Source organism: Cyanobacterium sp. uoEpiScrs1 (genome assembly GCF_947331815.1).
Classification (GTDB): Bacteria; Cyanobacteriota; Cyanobacteriia; order Cyanobacteriales; family Microcystaceae; genus Rippkaea.
The window spans coordinates 1582203-1601572 of sequence record NZ_OX373462.1; the positions used below are offsets into that span (position 1 = coordinate 1582203).

At 28.9% G+C, this 19370-nt stretch carries 12 protein-coding genes; 4 read left to right on the forward strand and 8 right to left on the reverse strand.

The genetic code is table 11. The annotated features are described in order from the left end of the window. Nucleotides 1-6: 6 nt before the first annotated feature. The gene (gene smpB / locus OXU93_RS05540) at nt 7-474 is read right to left on the reverse strand and encodes an SsrA-binding protein SmpB (protein WP_267383125.1); all 468 of its coding nucleotides are present in this window, start codon (nt 472-474) and stop codon (nt 7-9) included. A gap of 1053 nt (nt 475-1527) precedes the next feature. Between smpB and OXU93_RS05545 the strand changes: the two genes are divergently transcribed. Next, a complete protein-coding gene (locus OXU93_RS05545; protein WP_267383127.1) occupies nt 1528-2724 on the forward strand; it encodes a DNA double-strand break repair nuclease NurA in 1197 nt (398 codons plus the stop codon). Between the two features lie 305 nt (nt 2725-3029). Here the strand turns inward: OXU93_RS05545 and OXU93_RS05550 are convergent, their stop codons facing one another. From OXU93_RS05550 to OXU93_RS05560, 3 genes are all read right to left on the reverse strand, one after another. Next, nucleotides 3030-3593 carry a TIGR04376 family protein gene (locus OXU93_RS05550; protein WP_267383129.1) on the reverse strand — a complete coding sequence of 188 codons (564 nt, stop codon included), beginning with the start codon at nt 3591-3593 and terminating at the stop codon, nt 3030-3032. Between the two features lie 957 nt (nt 3594-4550). Further along, nucleotides 4551-5198 (reverse strand): M23 family metallopeptidase, encoded by a 648-nt coding sequence (locus tag OXU93_RS05555; RefSeq protein WP_267383131.1) that lies wholly within the window; start codon nt 5196-5198, stop codon nt 4551-4553. A gap of 962 nt (nt 5199-6160) precedes the next feature. Then, the gene (locus OXU93_RS05560) at nt 6161-6643 is read right to left on the reverse strand and encodes a low molecular weight protein-tyrosine-phosphatase (protein ID WP_267383133.1); all 483 of its coding nucleotides are present in this window, start codon (nt 6641-6643) and stop codon (nt 6161-6163) included. A gap of 149 nt (nt 6644-6792) precedes the next feature. Between OXU93_RS05560 and OXU93_RS05565 the strand changes: the two genes are divergently transcribed. Together OXU93_RS05565 and OXU93_RS05570 are read left to right on the forward strand one after the other, a co-directional pair. Further along, nucleotides 6793-8202: an SGNH/GDSL hydrolase family protein gene (locus tag OXU93_RS05565; RefSeq protein WP_267383136.1), complete on the forward strand. Its 1410-nt coding sequence runs from the start codon at nt 6793-6795 to the stop codon at nt 8200-8202. Nucleotides 8203-9367: 1165 nt separating this feature from the next. Further along, the gene (locus OXU93_RS05570; protein WP_267383139.1) at nt 9368-9679 is read left to right on the forward strand and encodes a DUF3067 family protein; all 312 of its coding nucleotides are present in this window, start codon (nt 9368-9370) and stop codon (nt 9677-9679) included. A gap of 210 nt (nt 9680-9889) precedes the next feature. Here the strand turns inward: OXU93_RS05570 and tatC are convergent, their stop codons facing one another. Further along, nucleotides 9890-10654, reverse strand: coding sequence for a twin-arginine translocase subunit TatC (gene tatC, locus OXU93_RS05575; protein WP_267383141.1), 765 nt, complete (start codon nt 10652-10654; stop codon nt 9890-9892). Nucleotides 10655-11143: 489 nt separating this feature from the next. Beyond that, entirely contained in the window at nt 11144-12475 is a 1332-nt protein-coding gene (locus OXU93_RS05580; RefSeq protein ID WP_267383144.1) for a phthiocerol/phthiodiolone dimycocerosyl transferase family protein, read from the reverse strand. 79 nt (nt 12476-12554) lie between these two features. Between OXU93_RS05580 and ispD the strand changes: the two genes are divergently transcribed. Beyond that, nucleotides 12555-13244: a 2-C-methyl-D-erythritol 4-phosphate cytidylyltransferase gene (gene ispD, locus OXU93_RS05585; RefSeq protein ID WP_267383146.1), complete on the forward strand. Its 690-nt coding sequence runs from the start codon at nt 12555-12557 to the stop codon at nt 13242-13244. A 1435-nt stretch (nt 13245-14679) separates the two neighbouring features. Here ispD and OXU93_RS05590 read toward each other — a convergent pair. After that, nucleotides 14680-15951 (reverse strand): hypothetical protein, encoded by a 1272-nt coding sequence (locus OXU93_RS05590; protein ID WP_267383149.1) that lies wholly within the window; start codon nt 15949-15951, stop codon nt 14680-14682. 1033 nt (nt 15952-16984) lie between these two features. Next, complete coding sequence (locus tag OXU93_RS05595) at nt 16985-18337, reverse strand: OB-fold nucleic acid binding domain-containing protein (RefSeq protein ID WP_267383150.1); 1353 nt, start codon at nt 18335-18337, stop codon at nt 16985-16987. Nucleotides 18338-19370: the final 1033 nt, after the last annotated feature.

Consider the following 19370-nt stretch of genomic DNA (forward strand, 5'->3'; position numbering starts at 1 on the left):
TAATATTTAATGTTGTTTCATTGCTCGTGACATCTCTCTCTCATCCTGACGGCGTTTAATAGTTTCCCGTTTGTCATGAAGTTTTTTCCCTCGTCCTAAACCCAAACTGACTTTAACTAAACTTCCTTTGAGATATATTTTCAGAGGGATTAAAGTAAGACCTTTTTGTTCAATTTTGCCAATCAACTGATTAATTTCTTTTCGGTGCAACAATAATTTTCTACTCCGGCGGGGATCATGATTAAAGTATTGACTACTAGCCTGATAAGGAGAGATATTAACATTAAGCAACCAGACTTCTCCATTTTTAATTAATGCATAGCCATCACTTAGGTTAACTTTACCAGCCCGAATAGACTTAACCTCTGTTCCATTCAATACAATACCTGCTTCGTAAGTTTCTAAAATTTCATAAAGAAAACGAGCTTTACGATTGTTACTAATGATTTTGATTGGTTGTTTTTGATTACCCATAGGCCTTCAAGTATAATATGATTTTTCTTTAAAGTTATAGCTGTAAGTCATCCAGACAAAAGATGTTCAAGTGGGAGTTAATAACTTTTATAGCTCTTATTATAAGAGTATAATATAATGCTAAGATTTAATGTTGTTCAATGTGAGATTTTTAGTGTTTTAAAAACTTTGTAAAATAAGTGTCAAAGAGTCATTACTTTTATCTTGTATAAGGTAAAGATAGTCCATAACTGTATAATTATTATTTTTTGTAAAGATTGTGACTTCTCAACTGTTATATAATTTATCTAAATAAGGTTTAAATAACTATTATTAATATTGCTGTTTAAAATATATAAAAACATAAGTACCTTTATAAAAATAAATGTTGTCTACTAACAATATTTTAATATTGTACTAAAAACAATAATATAATTATGTACATCAATATATAACACTTAAAAATTAGACAAATGTTTTTTTATTTGCATCCTAAATAAAATATTGGCATTTATTATCTTTAATCAGAATAATTAAAGATAAATAGAATTGAATAACAGCTATGTTAATATAGCAAAAATATAGAATTTATTATCTATTTTTTAGAGTTAGTATCCTGTCTTGATTGATTATATATTAAATCAAATATTGATCTATTTTTAAATAAATCAACTTAATCTAATTATTTTAGTAATGAGTTCATTGTGACTTATTTTAGAAAAACTATTTATACTATAAAACTCAAATATTGTGACTATATAAATTATAGATAGAATACTATCCACAATATAACGTTTTTAAAAAACTATCCATTAATCTTTAAGGTTGTATGATGTAAATAATATTTTAGATAAAATAGCATATTTTATTGAGAGTCATATTGCTGGTATTATTAAACAACATAGTTTTGTGATTCTAACAAATCACAAAAAATAAATAAATCTTATTGTCATGAAATATTAATTAAAATTATGTTACCCAAACTTAATATAAATATATCTATAATTTTTTGATTTGTTTAAAACGAAATATTAATCAATTTATTTGATTTTCATTTAAACTTTAACTATTGAGATGCTTGATATTATCAAACTCACAAAAAAAATACCTGAAATCAATCAACATTTTCAAGAAGAATTAAATGCTAATTGTGAACGATTGCAAAAAGCACAAAAAATCCTACCAAGAATATATGATCTAGAAGTAGAATTAATTAAAAAATATGAGAAATGGCATAATTACCTGACTTTTTCACCAGCTATTCCTATAGAACCTCTAAATACACGAATTAATTTGATTTCACCTCCCCATAAACATAGTGTTTTTGCCACTGATGGTTCTCAAATTGCTCCTTCTCACCATGAAATAGCGTATTGTTATTTAATCAATGTGGGGCGGGTAATGCTTCATTATGGACAAAACTTATATCCTTTACTTGACAGTTTACCTGAAGTTTACTATCGTCCAGAAGATCTTTATATTTCCAAACAATGGGGAATTAGGACAGAAGAATGGATAGGTTATCGCCGTAGCGTTTTAGAAATAGAAACTCTTTCTGATATGGCTTGTAGTTGGGTAAATCCCCCAGGTGCACATTATGAAGCAAATTTGGCAATGGTTGATGGCTCATTGATTTACTGGTTTTTAGACGGATTACCCAAAGAAGTACGGAAGAACATCTTACCACCAATCCTAACAGCCTGGGCCAAATTACAAAAATCACAGATCCCTATAATGGGTTATTTAAGTGCATCTCGTAGTGTGGAAAGTATAACCTTTTTACGGTTATACTCTTGTCCTTTCAGTACTCCAAATTGTCTTGCTAATTGTGGAGGCTCAGAAGAAAAAAATTTACCTTGTAAAATAATAGAACCTTTGCGAGATATAACCCTTTGGGGACAGTTTTTAGAACCTGGCCAGCGAGGTCCCTTATGGCGCAGTTCTCAACGAATTTTAAAGTTATATGAGAAAGCACAACAGATTTATTTTTGTTACATTAATTTTGGATCAGAAATCGCTAGAGTGGAAATTCCCGCGTGGGTTGTAGAAGATAAACCCTTATTAGAACAAGCTTTAGGTATTTTGTTGGGCCAAGTTAGTAAAGGGTATGGTTACCCTATTGCTTTATCTGAGTCCCATAATCAAGCTGTTATTAGAGGAGGTGATCGCGTCAGATTCTTTGCTCTACTGGAACAACAAATGATCCGTACTGGGTTGCAAAACGTTGGTACGTCTTATAAAGAAACTAGAAAACGAAATGGTATTGCTTAATTAATGATTTTTGAAAGTTTTAGTTTTTATCTTTATAAAAACGTTGAAGATAAGTTACCTTTCTCTATCTTTTAGAAAAAAGTGATTTTGACCACCCTAGATTAGGAATCATATATTCAGTAACTAATAACTTATGATTTTTATAAAAAATTCTATGGTATAAAAAAACATATCTCGATGAAAACTAAGTATTTGAAGTCTAAAAAGACCTATGAAATAAGATTATCAGTTTTTTACTTTTAACATATAAAAACTATTTTGAATAATCCGTAATTATTTATTATTTAAATAGTTATTATCTAAGTCTAAAGCTCTTTTTTTAGTCTATTTAACTCATCATCAAGTTCCCACTTTTGAAATTCAGCTTCTAGAGGATCAATTGCCTTATTGTAAGAATAGTAATTAATTCCTTTATTCCAACCAATATTATTGTAATTTTCTTTAGCGTAAATTGTCTTAGCTTGTGTAATTTGGTTTTGAACTACTTGTTTACGTTTTTCAATTTGACTAAGTAATTCTTTAGTTTGAAGAATTTGTTGTTTTGTCCCCTGCATTTGTCCCCAAAGTTGATTTCCTTGACGTAATAAAGCCGCCTCTCTTTGTTGTGCTGGTTCTGCTAAATCTAAGCGTCCAACTGCTTTAGCTTTAGCAATTCTTTGATGCCACCGCTGAATATCTTTAGCCAAGGTCAAAATATCATTTTCTAAGCGTTTTTCTTGTCCTTCTAATTCAATAACCAATTTAAGCGTTTTTTTTTCCTGTTCTCGTAATTGTTCTAGAAGAGCTTGTAACTCTAAATGAGGATTGTTTTCGAGGAATTCTTCAAGTTGTGTTTCGAGAAATTGACTAAAATTTTTAAAAATTTTCATATGACTATTAGCTAATTTAGGATTTATATTCTACTCCAAAATAACGTGTTTGCACTTTATCTTGAAGTATTACTTTCAGATTTTATACTCTTATCAATGCTCAACCACTTATCTTAATAGATTATCCAAGAAAAAAATGTTAACTAATTAATTTTTTAACAAAGACAACAGTTCATATCTCATATATATAGTGAGATATAAATCTAAGTAAGATAAGTCAGTGATTAATTTAAATAAAAAAAGAGGTAATCATCAAATCATATCGCTTCTGAGTAAAATTTCTGTGTTAGATAGACTAACATACAAACCAGTTCAATAACTTTCAATAAACTGGTGCAGCACTTGACTAGAAAAATTACGAATAAGTAATTCATTATTAGATTTAACTAGAGTTTAAAAATTATATTTTGTGTCAACAACTTTTAGTCACTGCTCTAGATACATAAGACACTAAGTCTCAGCTAGGAGTAAAAGAAGATTTTAAATTTTTTATTTTTGACAATTATAAAATAAGTAACTGTAACTAAACCGAATACAGCACTACTGGTGTAAGACCAATTGTATCTGTCCCAACAAGAATTTAATCCAAATGTTCTAGTATAGAATAAGCAAACAGTCTTAATTAGATACACCAATTGTCTTTACATACTTACTAAACTAAGCCAGTTTTTTATTAAGTGATAAAATATAAATGAACAATACCATATTAGGAACTATTGAGGAAAGAAAGAAAATTTTAATCAAAAAACACTAATTCATAAGCTCTAACAATTATCTATGATTTTAAAAAACTTAAATCAAATTATAAAAAATTCGCAAATTTTAAAGAAGCTAAAAATAATAACAAAAAATGATAAAAAGGACTCATCTATGTCCCAATTTTTATTTAGGACTACCGATTCATTTTCAAACGATAATTAATCAATTCTATCCCTGCGCAATTATTTATTTACAGTTCTAATCCTCAGCTCGCCATTCTCTATTGCCCATCCTAGGTAATATAGTATCGTTGGGAACTTCTGAGCGTGAAGAACGAGTTCGAGTATTTCTACGAACATTAGTAACTCCATCAGGTTCAGGCAAAAAAGCAATAGGATCAACTGCTGTTCTTCCTTGAGGGTGAATCTCGAAATGTAAATGGGGCCCAGTACTGTTGCCGGTGCTTCCCATCTCAGCAATTTGTTGTCCTTGTTCAACTTGTTGCCCACGGCGAACTAAAAGCCGACGATTATGTCCATAAAAACTTACACTACCATCAGGATGGCGTAATTTTACCAGAATTCCATAGCCTTGAGAGTTCCATCCTGCTGAAATAACTACTCCAGTGGCTGCCGCAAAAATAGGGGTACCCATTGGTCCTGCAATATCAATTCCTTCATGCATATTGCCGTAGCGTATTCCAAAACCGGAAGTCATTCTCCCTTGAGTTGGCCAAATATAACCTGTAGATATTTGAGGGGTTTTTAATTTATATCGATTAGAGGTATTGGGAGAAAACTTTATCCTGCCGTTTGACTCCCCCGATGCTTCAACTATATTATTACAAAACACGGATAGGAGTAAACTAACACTTGTTAAGGCTAATCCAGAAGATAATCTTTTCATCTGTTCTAAAGGCAATTAAAGTATATGAGTAAGCAGATTTTGTTAAAAACTTTAAAATGTTGTGGAATTACTTTACTTGATATATGTCAGAACGTAAAGGCCGTAATAATAGCTATCCTGTTTTATAAAAAATACATGATTTTTTATAAAAGCATTCGTATTCAATTTCTGTTATAACCTAGAAAGTTAAATTCTTTTTGCCATTGATGGAGTGCACTTGAAAAGATTAACTTTACCTCTAAAGAGAGTATTTAATTTTTTCCTCTTCACTTATTCATAAGTGAAGAGGAAAAAATAATTTGTCTGAAGAAACTCGACAATTAACGCTTTGGAATATTCTCCTTTAACAGTACAAAAAATTTTTTAAAACTAAAATATTATCAAGTAAATTTTTGTAACTAATGACACTCAAGGTTAGTCTTGAGTTAGACTATATCTAGGTCTTAACATAAATAGCTTTTAATTGAAGGCATTAATCCAAACTTATAAACTGAAATAAATATTCTTTCGATAGTTAAAGCTGAGTTCTATCTCGATCAATAGGATAGTGATTACTAATAGTCATTATTATTGATTATGATATTATTTACATTAATAATTGATACCTATGGCTAATGAGGAAACAATCTTGCCTCATTGACCATAGTATGTCTGGCATTAGAGCCAAGTTGAGTCTACATTGATATCTTGTGCAATATAATCATCCCCAAACTCAGTCTACTCTTCTACTCCATATTAATTCTATGGCTACTTTAAGCTTGCCTATCTTTTGATTTTTTAAAAATCATATTACAAATATAAATATTAGTCCGCTTTCCGACCTACCAAGTCATTTTTTAGCTAATTAACCTAGTTTCTAGAAACTAGGTTAAGACATCATTTGTAAATTAATCCCATATTTAAACCAGGGACATGGAAACTGATCTAAAATTAGGCTGGGTAAAACTTATTTGTAATAATCATTACGAATATAGATAATTTTGACAAATTTTCTCTAATAATCCCTCACAAGCATCCAACAACAAGTCAATGACCTTATCAAACTCTGCCTGACCTCCATAATAAGGATCGAGAACTTGTCTTTCTGGATGTCGTGTTACAAACTCACATATCAAATGTACTTTATCTTTATATTTTTCTTGAGAATCAAGCGCTAAAATATTTTGATAATTTTCTTCATCCATTGCTAAAATCAGGTCAAATTGTTTAAAGTCAAACTGCTCGAATTGTCTGGCCCTGCCTCTAAACTCAATTCCCCGGCTCAGTGCAGCAGATTTCATTCTACGATCTGGGGCAGCACCGATGTGGTAACTTGATGTTCCTGCTGAATCACAAACAATTTGTTCTTCTAAATTTGCCTCTTGAATTAAGTGGTTCATAATATTTTCCGCTGCCGGAGAACGACAAATATTACCAAGACAGACAAACAGTAATTTGTATACCATGAAGTTTATTAAAATATCTTAGAGCGATTATTGTAACTGAATTTTATACTGTAATACATTCTAGATGATATTCTGTATTCCGACTCTAAAACAATGCTAAGGTTCAACAATCAAACTTGTAACTCTGTTTATTAAAGGTAAATCTTGAAATGTTAAATTTACTAAAGAAAACTCGCTCTTATAGTTCTTATTACAACAATTTCTACAATAAAAAACCTAATCGGGTTTCTAAAATTTCCTTCTTTTGGCTGCTCTTTGCTTGTCCTGTCTTAATTATCCTTTCGGAGTTTTTAGCTCAAGCTTACTTAGGAGTGACAGGTAAAGATAACAATATAGATGGTGAGTCTTCTTTAGTGAAAGCTTACCAGCTTAATTTCTTGACTGCTAATAAACAGCCAATAGAAGGATTAACTAACGGAGGAGGCTTAGTAGTTAAACGCAGTTCCACCTTAGGCTATGAACTAATAAGTCCTCAAAAAAGTAAATTTTGGCAAATAAATGAACAAGGAGTACGTGATAGTAAATCTCTGCCTTTAGCAAAACCAAAAAGTGAAATTCGTATTTTTATCTTAGGCGGGTCTACCGCTTTTGGACAGTTAAATCCTAATAATCAAACTACCATTAGCTATCATCTTGAAGCTCGTCTTCAACAACGAGTTAAACAACAAAAAAATTCTCCTGATCAATATCGTCCTGATATTTTCCCTTTCTTTATACCCACTAGACGACAATTAATAAAATTACCCCCCAAGATTCGTGAGGGTAATTATCGGGTTATTAATGCCGCAGTTCCAGGATATACTTCAGGAAATCAACTAGCTAAATTAGCCTTGAAAATCCTACCTTATCAACCGGATTTGATTGTGGTCTTAGACGGATATGAAGACTTGATGTTACAAAGTAATTATCCCGAGACTGATATTCCTCATATTGACGAATTTTTAGCTGATGCAAAAGGTTATTTTCGTGATTATTTGGATTTTTCTATTGATAAATGGTTAAAAAGTACAGCATTAGTGAAAACCTTTAAGTCTTTTACCCCTCAATCTTCTGTTTCTCCAGACCAAACCAGTTTAGTTATTAATAATAATGGTAAATCTCTTAAGTCCTATTTGCCTAGCGATATCAAAGAATTGAAACGTCGGGTTGACCGTTATAAAGAAAATCATCAGCAGTTAATTAAGTTATCTGCACAATGGGGAATTCCCGTTGTGTTAGCTATTCAACCGGAAATTACTTCTCGTAGTATTGATAAACTTTCAGTTAGAGAAAAGGCTATCCGTAATCATTTGGGAAAGGATTATCTTGATAACTTTCCACAAGCTTATAATGAATTAGCAAAAACAAGTCAGTACTTAGCTAAAGTGTTCCCAAAAAATGTAAAATTTATTAGTTTTTATCAAAATAACTCTTCTTTTCATACTCCAATGTTCTCTGATACTATCCACCTAACAGAGCAATCTAATAAAACCATAGCAGAAAAGCTTTATCATGTAATTACTGCTTGGGAAAAAATACAGATTATTCCTCAATATTTTTATCTCAAAACGAATAATTAACTAGAACAATTTATGAGTTATATAGAAATAACGATTTTTTAAGTAGTTACTGCTATACTATAATTTAACCCTATTCTCACTCTTAATATACAAGGCGTGGTCTAATTAGCTAGAGTTAAATGGCAATCCATGAACAGCCGCAACATTAAGTATCTATAATTGTATTATTTGTGATATTTATTTGCATTACGTTAGTTTTCATTTTATATAACTTATTATTTTTCTGGATCACCATTATTTTTTTACAGATATTATAATTTTCTGTTGTAGATTGTTTAGCAATGAAAGGAATCATTTTCTGCAAAGTTTTTCGATAAACTTCGTTTTGATTTGATTCTATATCTTCCCTGTTTTATCACATGACAACGGTAATATCCTTATCAGCTCCTAGTTTTTGCTAAAAATAAGCTTATCCTGACTCGTGTATATGAATAGTAATAGCTTTTTGATATAATCTTTAAAATTAAGAAAATTTACTAAGTTTTAATTGACCAATCGTAATATAGACGTACTTATATTATAGAAAATTGATAGATTATTTTGACATAGTTAAATTACAGAATAAATATTAGTTGAGTTGGACGAAACATTTAACTGACTAGGTCAATATTTTTCGTCTATAGTAAGAAAATTTATTTTTACTATTTTATACTGATTATCTCAATTAATAATCATACTAAATATAATATTCAAAGTTATTTTTATTTATAATTTCTTTGAAAGTATTTACTGTTTAAAATTACAATGTTCTTGAATTTACTTAGTAAAGGTTAAATTTTTGCCAGTATCTTTCCTGGAAAAATAGCTATCTTTTTTTATGAGCTCAGCTAAATTTATTTTTAAAATTTTTAGATCAACTAATTCTTTAGCTACGATAAACTCTCCTAATTCAATTAATTTATTTATACTTTACCCCGAGTTATATTTCTTTAATGCACATAAGTATCATAAACAGTTCAAATAACATTATTAATATAGTATACTAGAACTAATTATATGTTTTTTTACTAAAAAAGCATAAGACTATCGACTAATCAGCTTAGTTATTACCGTCGTAGTTTTGAACTATAAATGAAATCTTAATAATTTTCGAGCTTTCACGATTAAGACTGTAAATTTAACTTACAATAAAAAAGATGGTTAAGTTTGTCAACAATAGGAAATAATGACTGGACAAGAATTACATACACTTTTATTTAGTAAATGGGGCAAATCTTATGATGTTCAGATAAAGAAAATCAAGGGTAAGTTTTTTTTTCAAGTGATGTGGAAATACCTTGAACAAACTTCTTTTCCCATGTCTCAAACTTGGTATTTCAACCATTTAGATACCGTAGCAAATTATTTAACAGCTTGGGGAAGCACAGATCAGATTATTACTTATTTAGAACAAACTCATAATCGCCCCCGTATGGGGAAAGCAATCAGTATTGCGCTGGATTTAGGAGAAAAAACTTCTGAGTGGATTTTAGATTAATAAAATATAAAAAATAAATCAATAAATTTATTCTTTATATTTACTCTTGACTTACAAAACAAAAACTATAAATAGTTTTGTATTTTATAGTAAAAATTAATTTTTTATAAATTAGATTCGATATCAGGATTAATAGATATTTTTAAAGAAAGAATCAATTCTATTTGATAGGTTTTATTACTCATATCTTATTGCATAAACTGTGAACTATTAATTTCCTGTTAATTTTAATATTCCGATTCCAGCAAAATATAGTCCTAATACGGCGGTAGCTAATAAAGATTGGGTTAATGGATCAGTAGAAGGAGTTAAGACAGCACCTAAAATAACAGAACCTAGAACAATTACACGCCATCTTTTAAGCATTGCTTTTGAAGAAATAATTCCTAAGAAACCTAATGTTAGTTGAATAATAGGAATTTGAAAAGCAAGTCCAGTGCTAAACATTAATAGTAAAATAAACTCAAAATATCGATCAATTGACCAGGACTGTGCAACGATACCAGCTCCATAACTGATAAAAAACTGTAAAGCAGCAGGAATTAATGCCCAATAAGCAAAGGACAATCCCAGTAAAAATAAAATACTTGATCCCAAAACAACAGGACCTAACAAACGACGCTCTCGACGAGTTAGACCAGGTAAAATAAATTGAAGAATTTGGTAGAGAATGAAAGGACTCGATATCAAGAATCCACTATACCCGGCAACTTTGATCGACACAAAGAAGAATTCTCCTGGAGCTAATTGTAAGAATTCAACGTCTTGAGCAGGAAACTGTAACCATTTTACTAAGGGTTTCACAAAGATAAAACAGCCAATTATTCCAATAAAAACTGCGATTAATCCATAAAAAATACGTTTACGCAATTCTTCAAGATGATCGAACAATGACATTTCTATATCATTGGGTATTTCATTTAAATAAGTCTGCTGATCGGTTGATGATGAAGTTTTAATGTCTGTCGTAGCCATAATCTAGATATAATCATAATTACTGCTTTACTATTCTAGTCCGTCATGACTTGAGTACAAATTTTTATCTAAAAAAATATTTTTCAACAACCCTTTATAAAATAAATCAAATTATATTTGAGAATAAAGAAGAATATTATAATTATTTATTAACGGGTTGTTTTCATATTTTGCTTTGATTAAGCTGAAAGCATAGATTTATGACCCAAAGTTTCACGCTCTTGGTAAACAATAATATCAACAATAGTTAATATTCACTATAAAAATAAATTACTATAAATAAGTTATACGATTATTCCTTAAGTAGATTTTAACTTACTTGTGATACATATTTATATATGGTAGAACCAGTTGTATGACTGCTAAAGCGTAAATAGAGTACATCTTACTAGATGTCTTAATTTTATGAAAGTTGTTAGTGGTTTGGCTATTTAGATAACTACTGGCTGCATCGTGTTGAAAAAAAGTTATCAATATGTTCTAAGGAAGTTAAGTCTCGGTTTTCATACTAGTACAAACTTTAGTTAAAAAAGAAATTACATCATCAGCTAGCAATTCTAAAGTATCTTGAGTAACAGAAGGCTGGGAAACAGTAAAATTAAGAATCATTTTGTCGTTAAAGGTTGCAACAGCAACTGTAAATATTTTATTAAAAACAACATTAGAGGGGATAAAACTTATTTCTTCTAAGATTAACTTTCCTTTAATTTTAGGTACATTAATTTTGCCAATATTGGTAACTGAAATTGTCGCAAAAAATGATTCAGAATTAACTAAAAAATAATCTACTATTTTTCGAATTATTAATAGAGGTTTAAACATATCTTTTTGCTTTAATCCCTTATTAATTTGTCGAGTGACATCTCTTGCCAATTCCCAAAATAATGTTTCTGATTTTATAGTATGAAAAGATGTTAAAAATGAGACAAACATTCCCATATTTTCTAGGGGAACTTTTGGCTCAATTCTTCGCCGCAAATCTATATAGGAAGCACAGGAAATATTGATTTTTCTAGATTGATTTTTCCTGATTTTATTGGCAACTGCAATCAACATTGCTGAACATAATGCTCCATGGACAGTCGTATTCTCTAGATGACATAGGTTAATTAGTGTTTTTGTTACTTCTGGCTCTAAATATCGCTGGGTTATTCCACAATTACGTAACTCAATTACTACATTCTCTTCAGACTTCAATGATTCTATCTGATAAAAAAACATTTTAAATCCAAGTATTCCTAAAAAATAAACACTATTAATTATATTTATTTTGTTCTTAATCCATTTAAAAAATGAATTATCTAAGGATAAGAGAGAAGATTTTAGAGACAAATTAGAGTTTAATTCCAAATTTTGCCCCGAAGCAATCATTTGACAATAATTAAATATTTCTTCCTGGAGTCTCACAGATGAGAGTCCATCCGATATGGCATGATGTATGGTCGTAATTATATATTTAATATCAGGTTCTTCTCTGTGTAAAACTAATAGACATCTTAATAAATATTTATTGCTTTCTAAGGGAGTATTTAACTCTTTCAATATGAATTTTTTAAAAGAAATATTCTGATCAAAATAAACAGTACTTAGAGGAATTTCATAAGTATTTTCAACAGTAAAATATAGATTTTTTAAAGTACCTATAATTTGATAATCTAAACAGGGATAATTAGATTGAACTATCTTTAAAGCTTTTCTTAGTATTTCTTCATTAAGATCTCCCTTAATGCGACTTATAGTGACTATATTTAATGAGCCCCCGCAGCGATTTAAGATCTCCATAATTTGTTCGGCAGGAACTAACTTTTTTATTTTAGACATAATAATAAATCGCTCATAGTGATCAAAGCGTATCTAAAATAATATACTAGTCTGAAACATATCATTAAACTATAAAAGAATGCACTTATTAATTACAGCAGCAGGACTAGGAAAGCGGATGGGAAGTGCTAGAAACAAACTACTTCTTAGTCTCTTGGGAAAACCTTTATTAACTTGGACACTTTTGGCTGCAGAATCATCTGAAAAAATTTGCTGGATCGGCATTATTGGAAAGCCTTATGACTTTCCTAGTTTTCAGGAAATTATTACCAATCTTTCTGTGACCAAACCAGTAGAATTAATCCAAGGAGGCAAAACTCGCCAGCAATCAGTATACAATGGACTACAAGCTTTGTCCATAGAAGCACAAAAGATCTTGATTCATGATGGAGCACGATGCTTAGCTACTCCAAAATTGTTTGACCGTTGTGCTGATGAATTATTGACTTGTCATGGGTTAATAACAGCTGTCCCCGTCAAAGACACCATTAAAGTAGTTGACAAACATAAGTTTATTAAAAATACCCCAAATAGATCTCAACTATGGGCAGCTCAGACTCCCCAAGGATTTGATGTTAAACTCCTAAAAAAATGTCATGAAAAAGGACGTATTTGCAATTGGGAAGTTACTGATGATTCAGCTTTATTTGAAAAATGTCAATTACCTGTAAAAATTATGGAGGGGGAGGAAACAAACTTGAAAGTCACAACTCCAACTGACCTAAAAATTGCTGAGTATATTCTTAAAAATAATCTTGGTATATCTTAATTTATTAGTCCACTATAAATGTTTATAATCTCATTTCATATATGAAACAATAAAATTATTTAGTCTAGTGTTAGACATAGATTATAGTGTTAATTTAACCAGTTAATACTGTAATCTATGTATATATAAAATATACTCAATGTCCCTTCTGTAGAGAAAGTATCAAAGTAACGTTATATACAGAAAATATTATTGAAGTTTCTTGTTAAGAGAGGCAAAGATTATAAGCTCATCTGATATGGGAAAGAAATAGCTAACAATTATCTAAAATTTTCAAAAAATAGAAAAGTCAAATTGACTCCCGATTGCATTAGCAACCCAGAGTTAGTTATCGTCCATACCATCAATCTATTCATTGTTCAGTCGTATTTACTCCCTCAGTTTACCCCACAGAAAATGTCAATCACCAGTTTAGTGTATTAATCCCTGCATTATTGATTGGATTGTATCCTCATAAGTCTAATTAGAATCAACTTATGCCACCAAAGTCTGAGAATACTCGACTTATTAGCACAAAGTGTAATCAAAAATGGAATATTTAGTCATTAACAACTTTCTATTTAATTACATTCTATACTGTTTGAAGTAGCTAAACTGGCTTATCAGAATAGCTAGTACAGTTTAACGAACAGTCTTTTAGGCTTCTTGAGGTTAAGATTGTGGCTTCAAGAAAATTACAGTTTTTGTATCTCAATGTGTCTCTGCGATAACTCTTGATTCTCAAGGTTATAAATTTCTGCATCAATAGCAGGAATTTTATGACGTCACATTTTCCTGAGAGATAACTGTCGTTATCTATGCGGTTATTGTTTGTCGAAACTTTAAATTGAAGAAGATAATAATTCTTCCATTCTGAAGATATTTATCTTAATATTTATCTCTCAATCTTAATATAAGGTAGTTGCATAAAAATAAGGTTTCTACTGAAATTTATTATTAACTCATAATCAGCAACTCTTACATCCAGTTCAAAATAATTATCATAAAAATGATAATCAGGCGGTATTAGAAGTAACTAGTAAAGTTTTATTAACATAAATTGCCGTCTAGCTTAAAATAAATAATTACCATTATTACTTATGATACTTAGCAAATCTACTATTAATCCTGGCTGAAAACGTAATGTAATTTTTCTAGCCTAATAAGTGTTAAAATACCAATTTTTTCTATATATTATCTATAAGTCTGTCTGAAAAATTAAACTAACAGACTATCCTAGTCTGAGTTTAATCACTTGACACTGATTGCAACTATAGAACTTATATTAATTTTGAAATTAAAAGTAGCTATAAGCTGACTATAAATAATATAAAACTAACACAAAAATACAAAATATAAGATAAATATCTGTGGATTACATAATTAATAACTAACAATATCAGTAGTGTAGTTTTATTATGTATAAACTTATTTTACCATTTTTATAAACTTTCTTTTAATGTTCAGCATCTTGTTCGACAATATCCTTTTCAGTAGAATAGCTAATATCGGATTCGACAATTAATTTTTCTGTTGCAAACTTACGAGCGTATGTAATTTTTTGTTTTAATGTTTTACTTAGTTGTAATAAATTTTGTGCTCTTTTTTGTCGGAGCATATTACGGTATTCAATTTTCTCATTACGCCACTGAATCCAAAAATAGCGAATTAGAGGGATTCCTAAAAATCCTATTGCATAAATTAATAATATCCAATAAATAGAACTAGTAAATTTAACTAATCCCGTCATTTTATTAATAAATTCATAATTTTTAATCAAAGATCCTAAAATAAGAACAAGAATAAAATTAAATCCACCTAGCCCGATTGCCAACATAATTTGCTTACTACTAGCTTGACTAAAGTAGTAATATTTTTCTTTCAAATAGCTAGTCATTAAATACTTTTGATGTAAAATAGTTGTTACTTGTAATTCAGGAAAATAATATATTATTTCCCCTTGAGGAGACACCTCAGGATAACCATTAAATCTAGTTAATATAGGCAAAATATAATCTTCACTATCTTCGTTATATTGAGTAATGTTATCGATATAAGGAAAAATTTGTTGAGCAATTATTGCTCCTTTATTATTACGAATTACTGCTCCAATTTCTCGCCAACGACATTCTTCTAAGTCATGATTAGGATTACCATCTCCAAAAATAAATGAAAACACGGACTCTAGGAAGTTAAGCTCACTTGTCTGTTGATTTATTGCGCGACTTGTATCTAATTTATCTTGATTAATATCGTGGTTTAAATTGGGTCTAAAAACCCAAAATAAGTTTAAAAAATTTGGAAAATAAATGAAATTACTTCTATTATATGAACCTCTACTGTCCTGATAGTCTCTATTTTGTTTACTACTAAAACTAATAATAATAATAGTAATGGCAATCATCGTCAAAATAATAGAAATGATCAAAATTATTCCAAAAGAAATACGGATTAAATAAAAAATAATATTCCATATACTATCACTAGTTTCTTTGAAGCGAAGTTTCCAATATTTATTACGGAGAATAATCTTAAAATTTTTTGGAAAAAGATAGATGACTTCACCAGACTCGGTTACCTGCAAATGTCCTCCGCTATCAGAAGCTAAAGTGAGCAATCCCTGTTGTACTAAATTCAGTTTAAGCCCTGTTGCGGTAACGACATCTCCAACAGTCACACGATGTTCTAATTGTTCTACAGACATCATGATTTCAGTTATAGGAATCATATTAAATTGCCTTTTTTATGATCTTTATTTTATCTTTAGTATATGATAAGATAAAGATTATAACACTCACCACTTTTCTTTAACTTTAAAGAAATGTTTATAATATATTTTTGATAAAAATCACATAATATCCATTTATCTATAATTTTGTTAATTGATGATAATGTCAGATATTAAATATGAAGATATATATGAAAGTTTGAGTTTAGTTTTATCTAAATAAATTAAAATTTTCGTAAGATTATAGTTTTAATATATCTAACCTTAGTAGATACTACTTATGAGTAGAGAGACTAAGTGAAAAACAAAAACTATTATTCTGAAACTATCGTGTTAAACAAGGTAAATAGATTTATTTAATTAATCAGGACTTTAATATATATTTGATTACTATAATTTATTTATTTTACATAATAGTTATTTATTTAGGTACTTAAAGTTGATTTTGTTTATTCTTAAGAATTATGCTCTTAACAAGATAATCTTTTGCTTGTTCCTATTTCTTTTTTATTTTTTATTTTTTACAAAAATATTTGTTACTTTATTTTGTTGTTATTTGTATAAACTTTTTCGCCCTAAAAAACACTATTATTTTTGTTAGCCAAGTAAATCTTTAAAAATTATTTTTATTATTTTGATTCTAATTATTTTACTTGAATTATAAATATTTTGATTATTGTTATTATTTAAATTAAATATTTATAATTTTGTTCTTGTTCTGGATAAAATTATATATAAAAGTTAATTTTAGTAGTTCTCATTTGTATAATACTTGCTCTCAACCGAGAGAAATAATTCATTAGATTTATCTAAATATTTACTTCAAGTTAGTATTATACTATATTTAACTAAAATTAATAAAATATAAAAATTAATAAACAACTAATATATATTACTATAAATAGAAAAACCAGTCTCTTCTAATTAAATTAATCTATTGTATAGATAATTTTTATTTATATATTCTAATTGTTTATGAGTTTTAGATACATAATATATACTGATTCAGTATCACTAAGAATATAAGTCTAATTCACTCAATTACGGATATCAAAGGGGTAGTATAAACGATAAGTTCAGCATCCTCAAGAGAAGAGATTACTTTACATTCATTTTGTACCCAATAGTTTCGACCAAAGCGAACAAATTTTTGTTGGTTGCCAATGCCGATTATAGCAATAACAGGAATTTTAGCTTTTAGTGTATCCTTATGATTTTCCTGTAAAATTCTTTTTAAATTCTGTTGAAAATTTTGATTAACTGCCTGTTTAATAGTTAATTTAACTATTAAAATTTTTACGTTGTCTACAATTTCTCCATCTTCAATGATAAGTTGAACCTTATCATCTCGACGATCAACTTTACCCCAAATAATCAGCTGATTATCTTCAACTAATAGTTCTTTAATACGTTTGTAAACTTCAGAAAAAACTACCCCTTCTGATTGTCCTGAAACATCTTCTAATGTTAGAAATGCCATTTCTTTTCCAGTTTTTGTTACTATTTTTTTTACCTCATTAACGATAACAACAGCACTGATTTTAGATTTAGATTTTTTATTTTCTAGCTCACTTAAATTGATCGGAGATAAAATCTTAGCTGCTTCTTTCACTGACTTTAACGGATGTTCAGAAATATAAAAACCTAAATATTCTTTTTCTAGCTTAAGTCGTTGGGGTTGCGGGAAATCAGCTACAGGGGAAGAGCTTGGTTCCTGATTAAATTCAGACTGATTATTATTATTATTTTGAATACCATTTCCTAGCATATCAAAAATATTTAATTGACCAGTTTCTTTCTCCTTAGCTCGTTTTTGTGCCCAAGAAATAACTAAATCAATATCATTTATCAGTTGATTTCGGTTTGCTTTAACTTTATCAAATGCTCCACAGTAGATTAAAGTTTCTAAGGATCGCCTATTGACTACTCGTAAGTCAACACGACAACAAAAATCAGCTAAAGATTTAAAAGATCCTTCTTTATTCCTAGCTTTTAATATATTATCAATAGTTCCTTCTCCCAAGTTTTTTACTGCTGACAGACCAAATAAGATGTTATCTCCAATGGGAACAAAATCTTTTTGAGAACGGTTAACATCAGGAGAAATAATATGAATTCCCATCTTTTGGCAATTCTCTCGGTACTTTTCTATCTTATCTTGATTGTCGCTACTAGCTGTCAATAAGGCAGTCATGTATTCGACCGGATAATTTGCTTTTAAATAAGCAGTTTGATACGTAATATAAGCATAAGCAGTTGAGTGAGATTTATTAAAACAGTTAGATGCGACCGTGCCGTTAGCGAGCAGAAAATTATGATCTTGAGCAACTCCAATATCATAAACTGGTCTTTTTCCTAAAGACTTACAACTAATGATTTTAGCCATGTTATTTCAACTAATAATATTCCTGATGAATACCATAACTTCTCCAAATAAATATGCCTGTCAATAGTCTTTGGAATAAATCACGATTAACAGTGAGACTGAGTAAACTCAATAAATTTGCTTTCCCAATTTAGATAGGATAACTTAGAGAAAGATGCAAGTCAAATAACACTTTAAAAAAAAATCTAAGTTGATTAGACTGTAGTCTTCTGTTAATACTCAATTCAATTTAATTATCAATTTATTCTGTTATTTTTTAGAAGACTTGATTGTAAAAATAAATTACAACGCCATGAATCTGTTTACTTATTATCTGAATAACTCTTAATAAAATGTTAATAAATAGTTTTTTGCTATAAGTTTTTTAAATTTTTGTTACTTGTTATTCAAGTTTTATAGATATATTTTATTTGTAAACCGAAACTAAAAACAATTTCTTTATTTATTTTAGTTTTCTTTTTTTATTAAAGCTACAGGCTATTTCATAGAAATAGATACACAAATTTATTCTCATTTAAAATAAATTATTTCATCTAAAATAAATTATTTCATCTAAAATAAATTATTTCATCTAAAATAAATTATTTCATCAAGTCTTAGTTTTCTATTTGCTAAAGTTTCCTACAAAAAATATACATTATTTATAATATAAATTATATTGTTCTATTTATTTTAGAGGATAACTATAGTTTTAATGCTCTAATACATCTAAAAATATATTTTAAATGTATTAAAAATAATCTATAATTGTCATCAATAATATACAATAATTATTCAGTCAATAAAAGAATTTAATAGATTAACATCACATATATTATGATACTTATCATACTGTAATGCTGGTTAAATAAGTTAAGCTCTCTAAGATTTTTACCAATATAGTTAGTATACACATACCCATAAATTACTGTTCTATATAGCAAACAAGTAAAATAAGGTCTTTTACTTTAACTATATTTATAGGTACTAAAATACTTATCTTCATTCAAAAAAGTTGATTAATATTTGACACTCATGGAGAGGACTTAACAGT

Coding starts and splice junctions, on each gene's coding strand:
- smpB (WP_267383125.1), bottom strand. CDS start 474: ATGGGTAATCAAAAACAACCAATCAAAATCATTAGTAACAATCGTAAA.
- OXU93_RS05545 (WP_267383127.1), top strand. CDS start 1,528: ATGCTTGATATTATCAAACTCACAAAAAAAATACCTGAAATCAATCAA.
- OXU93_RS05550 (WP_267383129.1), bottom strand. CDS start 3,593: ATGAAAATTTTTAAAAATTTTAGTCAATTTCTCGAAACACAACTTGAA.
- OXU93_RS05555 (WP_267383131.1), bottom strand. CDS start 5,198: ATGAAAAGATTATCTTCTGGATTAGCCTTAACAAGTGTTAGTTTACTC.
- OXU93_RS05560 (WP_267383133.1), bottom strand. CDS start 6,643: ATGGTATACAAATTACTGTTTGTCTGTCTTGGTAATATTTGTCGTTCT.
- OXU93_RS05565 (WP_267383136.1), top strand. CDS start 6,793: ATGTTAAATTTACTAAAGAAAACTCGCTCTTATAGTTCTTATTACAAC.
- OXU93_RS05570 (WP_267383139.1), top strand. CDS start 9,368: ATGACTGGACAAGAATTACATACACTTTTATTTAGTAAATGGGGCAAA.
- tatC (WP_267383141.1), bottom strand. CDS start 10,654: ATGGCTACGACAGACATTAAAACTTCATCATCAACCGATCAGCAGACT.
- OXU93_RS05580 (WP_267383144.1), bottom strand. CDS start 12,475: ATGTCTAAAATAAAAAAGTTAGTTCCTGCCGAACAAATTATGGAGATC.
- ispD (WP_267383146.1), top strand. CDS start 12,555: ATGCACTTATTAATTACAGCAGCAGGACTAGGAAAGCGGATGGGAAGT.
- OXU93_RS05590 (WP_267383149.1), bottom strand. CDS start 15,951: ATGATTCCTATAACTGAAATCATGATGTCTGTAGAACAATTAGAACAT.
- OXU93_RS05595 (WP_267383150.1), bottom strand. CDS start 18,337: ATGGCTAAAATCATTAGTTGTAAGTCTTTAGGAAAAAGACCAGTTTAT.